General features: G+C 69.6%; 14 protein-coding genes. 12 read left to right on the forward strand and 2 right to left on the reverse strand.

The window, feature by feature from the left end; translation table 11 throughout:
• The first annotated feature begins 16 nt into the window (after positions 1-16).
• The 5 genes from MNQ95_RS04030 to MNQ95_RS04050 all read left to right on the forward strand — a co-directional run bounded on the left by MNQ95_RS04030 (position 17) and on the right by MNQ95_RS04050 (position 5,299).
• Positions 17-1,252 carry a hypothetical protein gene (locus MNQ95_RS04030; protein WP_241953890.1) on the forward strand — a complete coding sequence of 412 codons (1,236 nt, stop codon included), beginning with the start codon at positions 17-19 and terminating at the stop codon, positions 1,250-1,252.
• A 29-nt stretch (positions 1,253-1,281) separates the two neighbouring features.
• Complete coding sequence (locus MNQ95_RS04035; protein ID WP_241953891.1) at positions 1,282-2,025, forward strand: carboxypeptidase-like regulatory domain-containing protein; 744 nt, start codon at positions 1,282-1,284, stop codon at positions 2,023-2,025.
• Between the two features lie 35 nt (positions 2,026-2,060).
• A complete protein-coding gene (locus MNQ95_RS04040) occupies positions 2,061-2,429 on the forward strand; it encodes a hypothetical protein (RefSeq protein ID WP_241953892.1) in 369 nt (122 codons plus the stop codon).
• Positions 2,426-2,875: a hypothetical protein gene (locus MNQ95_RS04045; RefSeq protein WP_241953893.1), complete on the forward strand. Its 450-nt coding sequence runs from the start codon at positions 2,426-2,428 to the stop codon at positions 2,873-2,875. The genes MNQ95_RS04040 and MNQ95_RS04045 overlap by 4 nt, the downstream gene beginning before the upstream one ends.
• Before the next feature lie 69 nt (positions 2,876-2,944).
• Positions 2,945-5,299 (forward strand): coiled-coil domain-containing protein, encoded by a 2,355-nt coding sequence (locus MNQ95_RS04050; protein WP_241953894.1) that lies wholly within the window; start codon positions 2,945-2,947, stop codon positions 5,297-5,299.
• Positions 5,300-5,998: 699 nt separating this feature from the next.
• Here MNQ95_RS04050 and groL read toward each other — a convergent pair.
• Together groL and groES are read right to left on the reverse strand one after the other, a co-directional pair.
• Positions 5,999-7,639: a chaperonin GroEL gene (groL, locus tag MNQ95_RS04055; protein WP_162409808.1), complete on the reverse strand. Its 1,641-nt coding sequence runs from the start codon at positions 7,637-7,639 to the stop codon at positions 5,999-6,001.
• Positions 7,640-7,696: 57 nt separating this feature from the next.
• Positions 7,697-7,987, reverse strand: coding sequence for a co-chaperone GroES (gene groES / locus MNQ95_RS04060; RefSeq protein WP_052631102.1), 291 nt, complete (start codon positions 7,985-7,987; stop codon positions 7,697-7,699).
• A gap of 208 nt (positions 7,988-8,195) precedes the next feature.
• On the opposite strand from groES, the gene cutA reads away from it, so the two are divergent.
• The 7 genes from cutA (at position 8,196) to prmA (ending at position 15,114) form a co-directional block, all read left to right on the forward strand.
• On the forward strand, positions 8,196-8,513 hold the full coding sequence (gene cutA, locus MNQ95_RS04065; RefSeq protein WP_162409810.1) for a divalent-cation tolerance protein CutA: 318 nt from the start codon (positions 8,196-8,198) through the stop codon (positions 8,511-8,513).
• 10 nt (positions 8,514-8,523) lie between these two features.
• Positions 8,524-10,851 (forward strand): protein-disulfide reductase DsbD family protein, encoded by a 2,328-nt coding sequence (locus MNQ95_RS04070; protein WP_241953895.1) that lies wholly within the window; start codon positions 8,524-8,526, stop codon positions 10,849-10,851.
• Positions 10,848-11,441, forward strand: coding sequence for a TlpA family protein disulfide reductase (locus MNQ95_RS04075; protein ID WP_241953896.1), 594 nt, complete (start codon positions 10,848-10,850; stop codon positions 11,439-11,441). Before MNQ95_RS04070 ends, MNQ95_RS04075 begins: the two co-directional genes overlap by 4 nt.
• Before the next feature lie 304 nt (positions 11,442-11,745).
• Positions 11,746-12,186, forward strand: a complete 441-nt coding sequence (gene aroQ, locus MNQ95_RS04080) for a type II 3-dehydroquinate dehydratase (RefSeq protein WP_241953897.1) — start codon at positions 11,746-11,748, stop codon at positions 12,184-12,186.
• Positions 12,187-12,218: 32 nt separating this feature from the next.
• Complete coding sequence (gene accB / locus MNQ95_RS04085; protein WP_162409816.1) at positions 12,219-12,698, forward strand: acetyl-CoA carboxylase biotin carboxyl carrier protein; 480 nt, start codon at positions 12,219-12,221, stop codon at positions 12,696-12,698.
• A 10-nt stretch (positions 12,699-12,708) separates the two neighbouring features.
• Positions 12,709-14,076, forward strand: coding sequence for an acetyl-CoA carboxylase biotin carboxylase subunit (accC, locus tag MNQ95_RS04090; protein WP_162409818.1), 1,368 nt, complete (start codon positions 12,709-12,711; stop codon positions 14,074-14,076).
• Positions 14,077-14,196: 120 nt separating this feature from the next.
• Positions 14,197-15,114 (forward strand): 50S ribosomal protein L11 methyltransferase, encoded by a 918-nt coding sequence (gene prmA / locus MNQ95_RS04095; RefSeq protein WP_162409820.1) that lies wholly within the window; start codon positions 14,197-14,199, stop codon positions 15,112-15,114.
• Positions 15,115-15,120 lie beyond the last annotated feature (6 nt).

The raw sequence follows: 15,120 nt of genomic DNA on the forward strand, positions 1-15,120 counted from the left end.
CTGCAAGGGCACGATCATGCATGTCTCCGTCATCCCCGCCGCCTCGGCCTTGGTCCTCGCCCTGTCCGCCTGCCTGCCCGCGCATGCGCAGGCGACGCAGGCCGAGCTGTACATCGACGTCGCCACCCATGCCATGCCCGGGATGCCGGGCATGGGCGCGATCGGCCGGCTGGCCGGTGCCATGGGAGGCGAAACCGCCAGCTACGGCCAGGCGCGCCATCCGGGCATGCCGGGGAAATACCTGGACGTGGCCCTGCACAACCGCCGCCAGCCGGGGACGCCGGCCGACCAGGCGGTACCCGGCGGGCTCGGCGTGGGCCCATCGATTCGCCTGCTGGCACCGGCGACCAGCGGCTCCACGCCCGATGCCACTCCCGCCATGGGCAACGCGACGCAGCAGGATGGCAGCTTCCGGGTCCGCTACTACTGGGGCTGCGGCGACCAGGTGCGTTCCGGCCAGCCCGCCGAGTTCACGGTGACCGTGCGCAACGGCAGACCGGTGACCGGTGGCCGCGCGATGCAGCCGCGCACCATTCCCGCGCATGGCCCCAAGGCCGCTCCGCCCTACGTGCTGTGGCCCAACACCTCCACGCGCAAGGCAGTGGGACCCAAGGCTTCGCTGGTCGGCGCGCACCAGCTTGCCGGTGACGCCTTGCCTGAATCGATGCGCTTCGTACTGGACAGCGGCCACGACTTCCTGCCGGAACTGAAAGTCCGCAGTGAAGGCGGAGCCGGACAGGGCACGCTGCTGCGCTGGGATGGTGTGGATGGCGCACGCGCCTATTTCGCCCATGCCTTGGCCAGCGACGGTGACACCATCGTCATGTGGAGCAGCTCGGAGGACGGCTATGCCGGGCCGGAGCTGGTCGACTACCTGCCGGACTCGCTGGTGACGCAGTGGACAGGCAAGCGCACCCTGATGAAACCCGACACGCGCGAATGCCGCATTCCCGACGCAGTGTTCGCCAACGCCGGTGGCAACGGCCCGATGCTGCAGATGATCGCCTACGGCAGCGAGCGCTCGATCGCCGAACCCCGTCCGGATGGCGCCGCGCGCGAATGGAAGCCGGCCTGGAACGTGCGCGTGCGCACCAAGTCCACCGCGATGCTGATGCCCGGCCTGGGCGCGATCGGCGCCGACGCCGCGCGCGACGCGGCCAAGCCGGCGGCCAGGGACAAGGCCGGGAACGAGGTCAAGGAAGAGGTGAAGGACGCGGCCAAGAGCCTGTTGCGCGGCCTGATCCGTCGCTGATGCCGGCCCGGACATCGCGAACCATGGACATGAAGGCCCCCCTCCTCCTGGCAGCCCTGTTGTCGCTGGGGCTGCCGGCCTGTGAAACCGGCACCGGCAGCGGCGCGCCCAGGGTCGAATCCGGCCATGCCACCGGCAAGGTCGTCGACGCGCGGGGCGCACCCGTCGCTGGCGCGAAGATCCTGCTGGACAACAGCGTGCTCTACGCGTCCTACATCCGCGGCTCGTCGGGCGAGGACGGCCGCTACCGGATCAGGGTGCAACCCGGCGCCTGGACCGCACATGCCTCGCTGCAGCGCGAATACAACGGCAAGACCTACACCCTGGAACTGCATCCGGACCAGGTCGATTCGTTCGATGAGACAGGCGCGGTGCGCAACTTCTCCTGGAAACTGGAGGGGCGTACGCCGGCCAACCACTACGGCTACTACGGCGGCTTCATCCAGCTCAGTACCGACATCGGCTTCGACGGCGACCTGGACGACGTCGAACTGACCCTGGTACCCAGCGGCCCGCTGATCGACGGCTCCGAAGGGAAGACGCTGCGGCTGCGGCGGGGCGACCACTACTGGGTCGACCGCCACCAGGTCGAGGACGTGCCGATCGGCCGCTACCTGGTCACGGCGCAACTGCGCGACGGCCAGGCGACCCGCCCGCTCCGGATCCAGGACTGGCACGCACGCGGCCCGTTCGCGACGCAGTTCCAGCTGGATTTCCGGCCCGATTCCGCCGGCGGGACCCGGAACTCCGCTTCCATCGTCATTGGCCACTGACGCCGAACCGCCACACCAACCGGAGCACGACACCGATGGCAAACAACACCATGATCCGGACCGCACTGGCCATCGCAAGCCTGGCCATCGCGAGCCTGTCGCTGGTCGCATGCACCGGCGCCGCCGGGCGCGATGCCGCCCGCGTTGACTGCGGCACGCCCGGCCCCCACGGCGTCGACTGCCAGGTCAGGCGCACCGGCGGCGACGGCGCCTTCGAGGCCTGCTGGAGCCTGGCGATCACCTGCCAGAACGGCGGCGTGATGAACGGTTCCACCTGCCACGCGATGGCTGCCGGCGCGGGCGAGGCCACCGCGAACATGCCGGTGGCCGGGTTCTCCGGCCAGGACAGCTGCGACGTCCCGGCTTCCGGCAAGGTCGAACAGCTGAAGGTCACCTCGCGGTGACCGGTGTCCCCGCGCGGGCCGCGGCCACGCGCGGCTGGCTTGCGCTGTTCGGTGCCGCCGGCCTCGCCGTCGCCATTCCGGCCTGCGAGGCCCCGCCTCACGCGCTGCGCAAGGACTGCTCGGGCATGACCTTCGGCACCGAAACCAGCCGCGACTGCACGCTCGCCATCGCCCGGTTCGACCGGACTGTCTTCGCCAACCTGCCGGTCGACAGCAGGCGGCGCCTGGCACTGGTCCAGGGACACTTCAGCGTGCAGCAGGGGACCGTACGGGTATCGCTCCATGGCAGCACCGGCACGGCGGCGGAGTTCGTGGTCGGTCCCGGACGGCCCGGCAGCATCGACACCACGCTGCGCCTGGACCGCCGCAACGGCTTCCGCCTGCGCTTCGAGCCGGATGGCGAGGCCTCGGGACTCGACGCCAAGCTCCACTACGAAGCCCGCTGAGTCGTCGGCTGCAACCGTCCCTCACCATTCATCCACTGGAACCGCGGCATGGCAATGGGCTGGAAACACATGCTCGAACGGATCGCGAAGACGCTCGGCAAGGGACTGTGGCTCCTGGCCCGGTGGCTGTACGCGCTACTGGTCGTGCTCGGCCGGTTCATTTTCCTGCGGGCGATTCCCGGCAGCTGGCGATGGCTGCGGGGGACCCTGGCTCCCGCGCTGCGGCGGTTCTACCTGTGGCTGCCGCATCGGCGGGTCCTGGCCGCCGGCGCGGCTGGCATGGCCGTGATCGCGATCGCGGTCCTGCTGTTGCGCACGCCCGGCGACATGCCAGCCACGGACGAGACGATCGCGGGCGACGACGTCAACGCCTCGACGTCGTCCGCCCCGGTGCACACGATCGTGGACGCGAACGGCCTGACCCCGTTGCCGCGCGGACCCTGGACCGATCTCGCCCGCCAGCTGGTCGAGGCGAAGGACCTCGCCACGGCCACCCGCGTCACCCGGGAGGTGCTGGCGCGCGGCGGCATGGCCACGACCGACGGCGAACGGATCGTGGTCAAGGCCATCGGACCTCCCACGCCTTACGCGATCACTGCGCTGGAGGCGCGCAACCTCGCGCTGGAAGCACGCAACCGCGAAACCGCCTTCCGCCTGCATGCCTCGGAGTTCGCGCATTTCCTCGACACGTTCGCATGGGACCTGGGCGGGTCGTCCAGTAGCGATGCTCCGTCCTGGCTGGGCAAGGAGGAAGTGCGTGCGATCGAGGACGAGCGCGAAGCACGATTCGACGCCATCGCTGCCGCCGCGACCACCGAAGCCGGGGCACTTGAGCAGGAGTGGCAGCAGCGGATCGCTTCGCTCGAGGTCCGTTTCGACGAGGCACGCGCGGAGCTCAAGGTCGTCGAAGACGCCATCAGGGCCGTTCCGCTGGCGGAGCGCAAGCAACTGCAGCCACGCCTGGAAGCCGCCAGACAGCGCAGGCGGGACGCGCTCACGCCCTTGCTCTCCGCCCGCGATGCCGCGAAACAGGCCAACCGCGAAGCGCGGCAACGCGCCACCAGGATCGAAGAGGACGGAAACCGAGAGGCTTGGGCCGAACGCAATGTCGGCCCCAACTACGAATCGGGCGACGCCCTCCTGCAGTTGCTGGACACCTGGGTGCGCGAGGCGGCGGGGCACCCGGACGATCCGCAAAGCTTCACCCCCTTGTTCCTGGCCGAGATGGCGCGCCTGCAGCAGGCACCATTCGACCTCCTCGGCTCCGAGTACATGCGCCCCTCGCGCGGCACCGGCCAGCCGGTAGACCTGCGCGGCGCCCCGCGTGCGGACGACTACCGGATGACGCTGCTGGAGATGCAGATGTTCCTGGCCGCGTTCCAGCGCGGGCAGCCGCCCACGTCTATGGCTGGCCTTACGACGACATGGCCGTCACGATTCGCGACCGGCATCGCCGACGCATTGCTGCCTCCCGCACATGCCTACGACGGGCTGTCCCAGTGCGCCGACATCAAGAAGATCCTCGGCGGCGATTCGCCCGGCGAGGCCAGCGCGACCGACTGGGCCGTCAACGAATCCGGCAACTCCGCACTCGGGGCGCTCGGCAAACTTTTCGGAATTTCCGATGCGGCGCTGTCCGGCATCGGCAGCGCATCCAAGATCCTGCGGGTCGTGATCCAGTTCGCCAACACCGAGGCCAAGGTGCATGCGGAGCAGGGCACGGTGCACAAGCCGCCGTCGGGCGGTGGCGACGGACACGGCAGCCGCCATGCCTGGTTCACCGCCAGTGCCGGCGTGGATCCCAAGGACCTGGAGGACTACGAACGCGCGCTGCAGGATCAGGAAACACGCACCGGCGAGATCATCAACCAGTGCTTCGGCGCACTGGAACTGCCGGCCCTGCAAAGCTTGCGCGAGATCGCCGACGCCGCCGAGAACTGGCGCGTGCAATGGGAAATCCGCCCGCTGTTCCCCGCGCACATGAACATCCCCATGGGCGACCCGGACAACGACTTCGTCAAGCGCAACTCGGTGCAGCGCGAGATGCAGCTCAAGCGCGCCTCGCCCGCCCATGCCGAAGCCCGCCTCAAGGCGATGGTGGAGCCCGAACGGGCCAACCGCGGCGAAGTCGCCCTGGCCCACCACACCGTGGTGGCCAAGGTGGTGGACACCGGCGCTCCGGGCTTCGGCGAGATGGTGAATGCGGTCAAGGGCATGCTCGGCCTGGGCATGACCAGCACCGTCGTGGACATGGCCGCCGGCTGGATGAAGCACATCCTGGTGCCACGCGCCGCCGCCCTGCAGGCGGTCGAGTACCACTGCCTGGACAAGCATTACATCCGCCGGGTCAGCAATCCCGTCGCCGACGGTCGGCCGCAACCGCGGACGCGCGATCATTGCGTGGTGCCGGAGGTGGCGGATTAGGAAGCACCGGGTCAGCCCAGCCGCCATTCGACCGCTGCGGCGCGGCCGCCAGGCCCGGCCTGCGACGGCGGCAAAAGTAGGTTCTTTCCGGATTGCGGGGAGCGTGCAGGAGCAGGGCAGCAGCGAAGCCGAAGCCGAAGCCGAAGCCGAAGCATTGCATGGGTTGGCTCCGGAGGGGGCCGGCGTTCTGTTGCAATGGGGATCGTCGCTCACGTCGGCGTCCTTGCCTCAGCTCGCGACCGCGGCACATCCCTGTGCCGCTCGACCCCCATTGCAACAGAACACCGTCCTTCGGGGCGTTGGGAGTAGCGCTGCGATCATTGCGGCCCGACGTGGCGGGGAACGGGGTGAAAAGCCGCTGCAATGGCGGCGGGCGGCGGGGCGGTCGGGCTAGGCCGGCACTGCTTTCCCCAATCGAAGCCACGACCACAACGTTCGCCGAGGCCGTCGTCCCCCGCCGAAGCCGGCGCCTCTCGCTTGTCGCTTGTCGCTTGTCGCTTGTCGCTTGTCGCTTGTCGCTTGTCGCTTGTCGCTTGTCGCTTCCAGCTTCCAGCTTCCTGCCTCCCGCCTCCCGCCTCCCGCCAACGCACCGGAGCCGCCGCCCCTGGCTGTCACCAGCCAGCCCCCCGGCGGAAGAGCCAAAGAAAAACCCCGCCTCGCGGCGGGGTTTTCCGTGTCACGGTCCAGCGGTGGGGCGGATCAGAAATCCATGCCGCCCATGCCGCCCATGCCGCCGCCGCCCGGCATCGCCGGCTCGTCCTTCTTCGGAGCCTCGGCCACCATCGCTTCGGTGGTGATCATCAGGCCCGCGATCGAAGCGGCGTTCTGCAGCGCCGAACGGGTGACCTTGGTCGGATCCAGGATGCCGAACTCGACCATGTCGCCGAACTCGCCGTTGGCGGCGTTGTAGCCGAAGTTGCCCGTGCCTTCCTTGACCTTGTTGAGGATCACGGAGGGCTCTTCGCCGGCGTTGGTGACGATCTCGCGCAGCGGGGCTTCCATCGCGCGCAGGGCGATCTGGATGCCGTGGGTCTGGTCTTCGTTGGCACCCTTCAGGTCGCCGATCGCGCTGATCGCACGGACCAGGGCCACGCCGCCGCCCGGGACCACGCCTTCCTCGACGGCCGCACGGGTCGCGTGCAGGGCGTCTTCGACGCGCGCCTTCTTTTCCTTCATCTCGATCTCGGTCGAGGCACCGACCTTGATCACCGCCACGCCGCCGGCCAGCTTGGCCACGCGCTCCTGCAGCTTCTCGCGGTCGTAGTCCGAAGATGTCTCTTCGATCTGCGCCTTGATCTGCTTGATGCGCGACTCGATCGCCGCGGTGTCGCCGGCGCCGTCGATGATGGTGGTGTTCTCCTTGGAAACCTGCACCTTCTTGGCGCGGCCCAGATCCTTGATCGTGGCCTTCTCCAGCTGCAGGCCCACTTCCTCGGAAATCACGGTGCCGCCGGTCAGGGTGGCCATGTCTTCCAGCATCGCCTTGCGACGGTCGCCGAAGCCCGGGGCCTTGACCGCCACGACCTTGACGATGCCGCGGATGGTGTTGACCACCAGGGTCGCCAGGGCTTCGCCCTCGACTTCCTCGGCCACGATCAGCAGCGGCTTGCCGGCCTTGGCCACGCCCTCGAGCACGGGCAGCAGGTCGCGCACGTTGGAGATCTTCTTGTCGTGCAACAGGATGAACGGGTCATCCAGGTCGGCGCTCTGCGACTGCTGGTTGTTGATGAAGTACGGCGACAGGTAGCCGCGGTCGAACTGCATGCCCTCGACCACGTCCAGCTCGTTCTCCAGGCCCGAGCCTTCCTCGACCGTGATCACGCCTTCCTTGCCGACCTTCTTCATCGCGTCGGCGATGATGTTGCCGATCGACTCGTCGGAGTTGGCCGAGATGGTGCCGACCTGGGCGATCGCCTTGTCGTCGGCGGTGGGCTTGCTGATCTTCTTCAGCTCGGCCACGGCGGCCACGACGGCCTTGTCGATGCCGCGCTTGAGGTCCATCGGGTTCATGCCGGCGGCGACCGCCTTGGAACCTTCGCGGATCAGCGCCTGGGCCAGCACGGTGGCGGTGGTGGTGCCGTCGCCGGCGTTGTCGGAGGTCTTGGAAGCGACTTCCTTGACCATCTGCGCGCCCATGTTCTCGAACTTGTCGGCCAGCTCGATCTCCTTGGCGACGGACACGCCGTCCTTGGTGATCGTCGGGGCGCCGTAGCTCTTCTCGAGCACGACGTTGCGGCCCTTCGGGCCCAGGGTCGCCTTGACGGCGTTGGCGAGGATGTTGACGCCGCGCACCATGCGCGCGCGGGCGTCTTCACCGAAACGGATTTCCTTGGCAGCCATTGTCGAATTACCTCAGTTCTGTGAATGCGGATTTGAAAGGCGGGAAGCGGCGGGCGCTCAGCCCAGCACGGCGAAGATGTCGTCTTCCTTCACCACCAGGTACTCGGTGCCGTCGAGCTTGACCTCGGTGCCGGCGTACTTGCCGAACAGCACCTGGTCGCCGACCTTGACCTTCGGCGCGCGCACGTTGCCGTTGTCGAACACCTTGCCCTCGCCCACGGCGACGACCTGGCCCTTGATCGGCTTCTCGGTGGCGGAGTCCGGAATCACGATGCCCCCGGCGGACACCTTCTCTTCCTCGGTACGCTTGATGACGACGCGGTCGTACAGCGGCTTGATGTTGCTCATGTTTCAATCCCTCTCAAGTGATTGACTGGGTTGGAAAAAGGGCGGCTAGACTAGCACTCGGACACAGCGACTGCCAGCACCGCGGGCGGACAGGACCCGGTCTTGACCGGATGCAGGAGCAGATGGGGCGCCGGCCCCGGCCTTTCAAGGGGCGATGCGCGAGGCGCGCGCGTCTGGGATCGCCCAGCGGCCCGGTACACTTCCCGTCATGCCGGTCCACCTCGTGTTCTGCAGCTGCCCCGACCCCGATACCGCCCAGCGCCTGGCCACCACCCTGGTCGAGGCGCGGCTGGCCGCCTGCGTGAGCGTGCTGCCGCCGATGCGCTCGGTGTATCGCTGGCAGGGCGTGGTCGAGCAGGCCGACGAGGTGCTGTTGCTGGCCAAGACACCGGCCGAGCAGTTGCCCGCGCTGGTCGAACGGCTGCGCGAGCTGCATCCGTATGAACTCCCCGAAATCGTGGCGGTCGAAGCCGCCGCCGGCCTGCCCGCCTACCTCGACTGGGTGGCCGACGCCACTCGTGAGTGAACCCCATCCGATGCCTGCCCTGCTCCGTTGCCTGATCCCCGCTCCGTTGCGGCGCCTGCTGCTGGCCCTGCCCGTGCTGCTGGCCGCGCTGCCGGCCCTGGCGGTCGACGGGAACGACCTGCTACCGGTCGACGAGGCCTTCGTGCTCACCGCAAGCGCACCGTCCCGCGACCGCATCGAAGTCCGCTGGAAGGTCGCCGACGGCTACTACCTGTACCGGCACCGCACCGCGGTGAAGGCCGGCGCCGGTTTCGCCGCAGGCGCCCTGCAGCTGCCCGACGGTGCGCGCCACACCGACGAGTTCTTCGGCCCGGTGGAAACCTACCGCGGCGAACTGGTCGCCACCCTGCCCGGCAATGCCACGGGGCCCGGTCCCGTGCAGCTGGAGGTCAAGTACCAGGGCTGCGCGGACATCGGGATCTGCTATCCGCCACAGACACGGCGCCTGCAGGTGGCGCTGCCGGCCGGGGGCGCTGCCCCGCAGGCGGGCCTGCCCACGCCAGCCTCGCAGAAAGGCTTGCCGGGCCTGACCGGCGCGAGCGGCCCGGCGCGCGGCCTGCAGCTGCCGGGCCAGCAGGCATTGCCCGAGGCACAGGCGTTCGCCATCGATGCGATCGCCGACGGCGGCAACCGGATCCTGGTGCGGATGCAGCCGGCGCCCGGCTATTACATCTATCGCGACCGCAGCCATTTCGAACTGGAAGGCGATCCCGGCCTGCACGCGCAGCCACCACGCTGGCCCCAGGGCGCGCGCCACCGGGACGAGCACTTCGGCGAGGTGATGGTCTTCTTCGAACCGGTCGAGGTGGACCTGCCGGTGCGGCGCACCCATCCGCGACCGGCCCAGGTCACCCTGGTGGCGACCTTCCAGGGCTGCCAGACCGACGGCATCTGTTATCCGCCGATGACCCGGCGCCTGCCGGTGGACCTGCCGGCGGGACGCGTGGATACCGATGCCATAGCGCCCGGCGCGGACGATGCAGGCGTGGCGGTCGCGGATCCTGCCAGCACGGAGGATGCTGGCCCGGCGACGGCACCGCTCCCGACCCCATCGGAGGACGGGGCCACCGAAGCGACCCGCCCCGATGCCTCGGCCGGCAACGAGCTGCGCACGCGCGCGCCACCGACCACCGCCCCGCCCCGGCTCGCCGGCATCCTGCTGCTGGCCCTGCTCGGCGGCCTGCTGCTGAACCTGATGCCCTGCGTGCTGCCGATCCTCTCGCTCAAGGCGCTCGGCCTGGCCCAGAGCGGCGGCAGCCCGGAGCACGCGCGCCGGCATGCGCTCTGGTACACCGCCGGGGTGCTGGTCGCCTTCGCCGCGGTCGGCGCGCTGGTGGTGGCGCTGCGTGCCGCCGGGCAGGCGGCCGGCTGGGGCTTCCAGCTGCAGCAGCCCTGGTTCGTGGCGGCGATGGCCTACCTGATGTTCGCGGTCGGCCTGAGCCTGTCGGGCGTGTTCACCCTGGGCGGCGGCATCGGCGGCGGCCTGGCGGCGCCACGCAGCGGGCCGGCCGGCGACTTCCTCACCGGCGTGCTGGCCTGCGTCGTGGCCAGCCCGTGCATCGCCCCCTTCATGGGCCCTGCGCTGGCCTATGCGTTCGCCGCACCGGCGCTGGCCGGGATGCTGGTGTTCCTGGCCCTGGGCCTGGGGCTGGCGCTGCCGTTCCTGCTGATCGGCTTCGTTCCCGCGCTGGCACGGCGGCTGCCGAAGCCCGGCGCGTGGATGGAGACGCTCAAGCAGCTGCTCGCCTTCCCGATGTACCTGACCGCGATCTGGCTGCTGTGGATCCTGGGTCGCCAGCGCGGGGTGGATGCGGTGGCCCTGGTCCTGGCCGGTGCCACCGTGCTGGCTCTGGCGCTGTGGTGGTTCGAACGCAGCCGCTGGCGTGGACCGCGGGTGGCGGCCGCACTCGCCCTGGGGCTGGCGCTGGTCGCGCTGCTGCCGGTATGGGCGGTGACCCGGCTGGAACCGCCGGCGGCAAAGGCCAGCGACAGCGGCGTGCTCGCCTACTCGTCCGAAGCGCTGGACCGCCTGCGCGCCGACAACCGCGTCGTGTTCGTCAACATGACCGCCGACTGGTGCGTGACCTGCAAGGCCAACGAGCGCAGCGTCCTGTCCAGCCAGGCCTTCGGGGACCTGCTCGCGCGCACCGGCGCGACCTACATGCGCGGCGACTGGACCAATGCCGATCCGGCGATCAGCGCCTTCCTCGAGGAACACAAGGCGGTCGGCGTGCCGCTTTACGTGGTCTATGGTCCCGGCGCACCGCCGGCGGTGCTGCCGCCGGTGCTGACCCAGGCGATCGCCGAGGACGCGTTGCTGCGCGCGGCCGCACGGTGAGCCCCTCCCGACGGCTGCTGCTGGTCGCCGCAGGCGCCGGCGCGATCGGCCTGCTCGCGGGCCTGTGGCATGGACGCAGCCCGCTCCAGGACAGCGAAGCCGGGCAGCGCGCGCTGCAGGCCATGGCCGACGCCACCGCCCCGAAGCCGCCCGCAGGTGTCCAGCCCGCCCGGCCCGGCGACCCGCTCCCCGACATCCGGCTTCCCGGAATGGACGGGAAGATCGCCGAACTGGCCGCCATCGCGCCCGGGCGCCCGCTGCTGGTCAATGTCTGGGCCAGCTGGTGCGGTCCCTGCGTCGAGGAGATGCCCGAGCTGCAACGCTACGCCCGTGCGCAGGGCCCGACCGGCGTGCAGGTGGTCGGCCTGGCCCTGGATACGCCGGAAGGTGTCGCTGGCTTCCTGGCCCGCGTCCCGGTGGATTACCCGATCCTGCTCGAGACCCCGGGTCCGGCCGATGCCAGCGTCTGGCTCGGCAATACCCGCGGCCTGTTGCCCTACACCGTGCTGGTCGATGCGAGCGGTCGCGTGGTGAAGCAGAAGCTGGGTCCGTTCGAGCACGGCGAGATCGAGGGCTGGGCCAGGCACTGAGCCCTGAACCCGTTCTTGCGCTTGCGGAAGCGGGCATAACCGCGACCGGACGCGCCAAGGGCGGCACCTGGACCCACGCCGCCCGAGGCCACGAGCTCGCCCCGGAACAACGGTGTCGGCCCGGTAGCGATGCCGCGTTTTCGGGCTCCATCGAGGCTTCACGACTGAAATCCGCCCCCGCAAAGCGCTGCGCCAGACGCCGCCGCGGATTCAAGCATTTGCTTGAAACACGCTGATCTTCGTCGAACTGGACAGTAATGGCGCCTTCGCGCAGACTGCCGCCCTTTCCGGTTCCGCAACCCCGATGGCCCAACTGCTGGTCCTGCACGGCCCCAACCTCAACCTGCTCGGCACCCGCGAGCCGGAGGTCTACGGGCGCACCACGCTGGCCGACATCGATGCCGACCTGGCCACCCGCGCCACTGCGGCCGGGCATGCGCTGGAGTCGTTCCAGTCCAATGCCGAGCATGCCCTGGTCGATCGCGTCCAGGCCGCCCGCACGGACGGCACCGCTTTCATCCTGATCAACCCGGCCGCCTTCACCCACACCTCGGTCGCCCTGCGCGATGCGCTGGCGGCGGTGGCCATCCCCTTCATCGAGATCCACCTGTCCAACCCGCACGCCCGCGAACCCTTCCGCCAGCACAGCTACTTCAGCGACAAGGCGGTGGGCGTGGTCTGCGGCTTCGGCGCCGACAGCTACCGCTACGCCCTGGACGCCGCGCTGGCGCGGCTGCCGGGCTGATTCCCAACTTCCTGCAACACCCAGAGGCCACCATGGACCTGCGCAAGATCAAGAAACTCATCGACCTGCTCGAAGAATCCAACCTCGCCGAAATCGAGATCAAGGAAGGCGAGGAGAGCGTGCGCCTGTCGCGCATCCCGACCGGCGTGGCCGTGGCCGCCCCGGCCGCCGCGCTGGAAGTGCGCTCGCCCGTGGCTGCCGCCGCGCCGATGCCGATGAGCTCGCCGACCGAATCGGCCACCGGCGGCACCGCCAAGCCTGGCGCCGACCTGCCCCCGGGCCACGTGGTCCGCGCGCCGATGGTCGGCACCTATTACTCGGCCCCGGCCCCGGACAAGCCGGTCTTCGTGTCGGTCGGCCAGCAGGTCAAGGCCGGCGAGACCCTCGGCATCATCGAAGCGATGAAGATGTTCAACCCGATCGAGGCCGACGTCGGCGGCACCGTGGTCGCGATCCTGTGCGAGAGCGGCCAGCCGATCGAGTTCGACCAGCCGCTGTTCGTGATCGGCTGAGGAGCACCCCATGCTCGACAAAGTCGTCATCGCCAACCGCGGCGAGATCGCGCTGCGGATCCTGCGCGCCTGCCACGCGATGGGCATCCGCACCGTCGCCGTGCACTCCACCGTGGACCGCAACCTCAAGCACGTGGCCATGGCCGACGAGTCGGTCTGCATTGGCCCGGCGCCCTCGACCGACAGCTACCTCAACATGGCTTCGATCATTGCCGCGGCCGAGGTCACCGACGCGCAGGCGATCCACCCCGGCTACGGCTTCCTGTCCGAGAACGCCGACTTCGCCGAGCGCGTCGAGCAGTCCGGCTTCGTCTTCATCGGCCCCAAGGCCGACACGATCCGCCTGATGGGCGACAAGGTCGAGGCGATCCGGGCGATGAAGTCGGCCGGCGTGCCCTGCGTGCCCGGCTCCGGCGGCCCGCTGGGCGAGGACATCGTCGCCAACACCAAGATCGCCCGCGAGATCGGCTATCCGGTGATCATCAAGGCTGCCGGCGGCGGCGGCGGCCGCGGCATGCGCGTGGTCCACGCCGAAGCCGCGCTGAAAGCCGCGATCGAGACCACCAAGACCGAAGCCAAGGCCGCGTTCGGCAACGGCGAGGTCTACATGGAGAAGTTCCTGGAGAATCCGCGCCACGTGGAAATCCAGGTGCTCGCCGATGGCCAGGGCAACGCGATCCACCTGGGCGAGCGCGACTGCTCGATGCAGCGCCGCCACCAGAAGGTCGTCGAAGAGGCGCCGGCGCCGGGCATCACCCCCGAGCAGCGCGCGCAGATCGGCAAGGTCTGCGTGGAAGCGTGCCTGCGCATCGGCTACCGCGGCGCGGGCACTTTCGAGTTCCTGTACGAGGACGGCCATTTCTACTTCATCGAGATGAACACCCGCATCCAGGTCGAGCATCCGGTCACCGAGATGGTCACCGGCATCGACCTGGTGGCCGAACAGCTGCGCATCGCCTCCGGGCGGAAGCTGTCGATCCGGCAGGAGGACGTGGTCATGGAAGGGCACGCCATCGAGTGCCGGATCAACGCCGAGGACCCGGAGACCTTCATCCCCAGCCCCGGCCTGATCCAGCATTTCCATGCCCCGGGCGGCCCGGGCGTGCGCGTGGACACCCATATCTACGAGGGCTACCGCGTACCGCCGAACTACGACTCGATGGTCGGAAAACTCATCGTGCACGCGCCCGACCGCGCAACGGCGATCGCACGCATGCGCGTGGCGCTGAGCGAGATGGTGGTGGACGGGATCAAGACCAACATCCCGCTGCAGCAAAGGATCATGCGCGACCAGGGATTCCAGGCCGGCGGCCAGAACATCCATTACCTGGAAAAGCGCCTGGCCGAACGCAAGAACAAGTCGATCGCGCTGGGCTGACGCGCGGGCTCGCCCGCTCCGCCGCGCGCGGAGCGGGCCATCACCCCGCCGGCTTCGCGATGCGCGGGGCAGGGCATCCCGCGTGAGACAATCGGCACCCGCCCACGCAACGTCGCCGACATGCCCTACCTTGAACTGAGCCTGCGCAGCACCGAGGCCGAACAGCCCCGCTACGAACGCGCGCTGGAGGATGTGGGCGCGCTCGCGGTCACCCTGCTCGACGCCGACGCCGACACACCCAACGAACGCGCGATCCTGGAGCCGGGCGTGGGCCAGACGCCGGTGTGGAAGGCGCTGGTGCTCAATGCGCTGTTCGACGCGGACACCGATGCGCTCGCGCTGCTGGCCGCGCTGGAATCCTTCGATCCCGACCTGGACTGGAGCACCGCCTCCTTCCGCAAGGTCGAGGACCAGGACTGGGAACGGGCCTGGCTGGACCAGTTCCAGCCGATGCGATTCGGCGCACGCACCTGGATCGTGCCCTGGGACCATGAGCTGCCCGCGGAAGCCGATGTGGCCGACGCGGCAGTGGTGCGCCTGGATCCGGGCTTGGCCTTCGGCTCGGGCACGCACCCGACCACGGCGCTGTGCCTGCGCTGGCTCGACCGACTGGCCGGCGACGGGCTGCTGCGCGACGCGCGCGTGCTCGATTTCGGTTGCGGCTCGGGCATCCTCGCCCTGGCCGCGTTGAAGCTGGGCGCGGCGCAGGCGGTAGGCGTGGACAACGACCCGCAGGCGCTGCTGGCCAGCCTGGACAACACCCGGCGCAACGACGTCGGCGAGCGCTTCGCGGTGTACCTGCCGCAGGACGAACCGGCCGCGACCTATCCGGTGGTGGTGGCCAACATCCTGGCCGTCGCGCTGGATGCACTGGCCGAAGTCCTCGCCGCACGCGTGGCCCCGGGGGGACGCATCGCCTTGTCGGGCATCCTGCGCGGCCAGGAACCGGAACTGCTGCAGCGCTATGCCACCTGGTTCGACGACCTGCAGGTCGCCACCGACGAGGACTGGCTGCGGATCGAGGGCGTGCGCCGCTGAGCGTGC

The organism is Pseudoxanthomonas daejeonensis, assembly GCF_022637495.1.
Classification (GTDB): domain Bacteria; phylum Pseudomonadota; class Gammaproteobacteria; order Xanthomonadales; family Xanthomonadaceae; genus Pseudoxanthomonas; species Pseudoxanthomonas daejeonensis.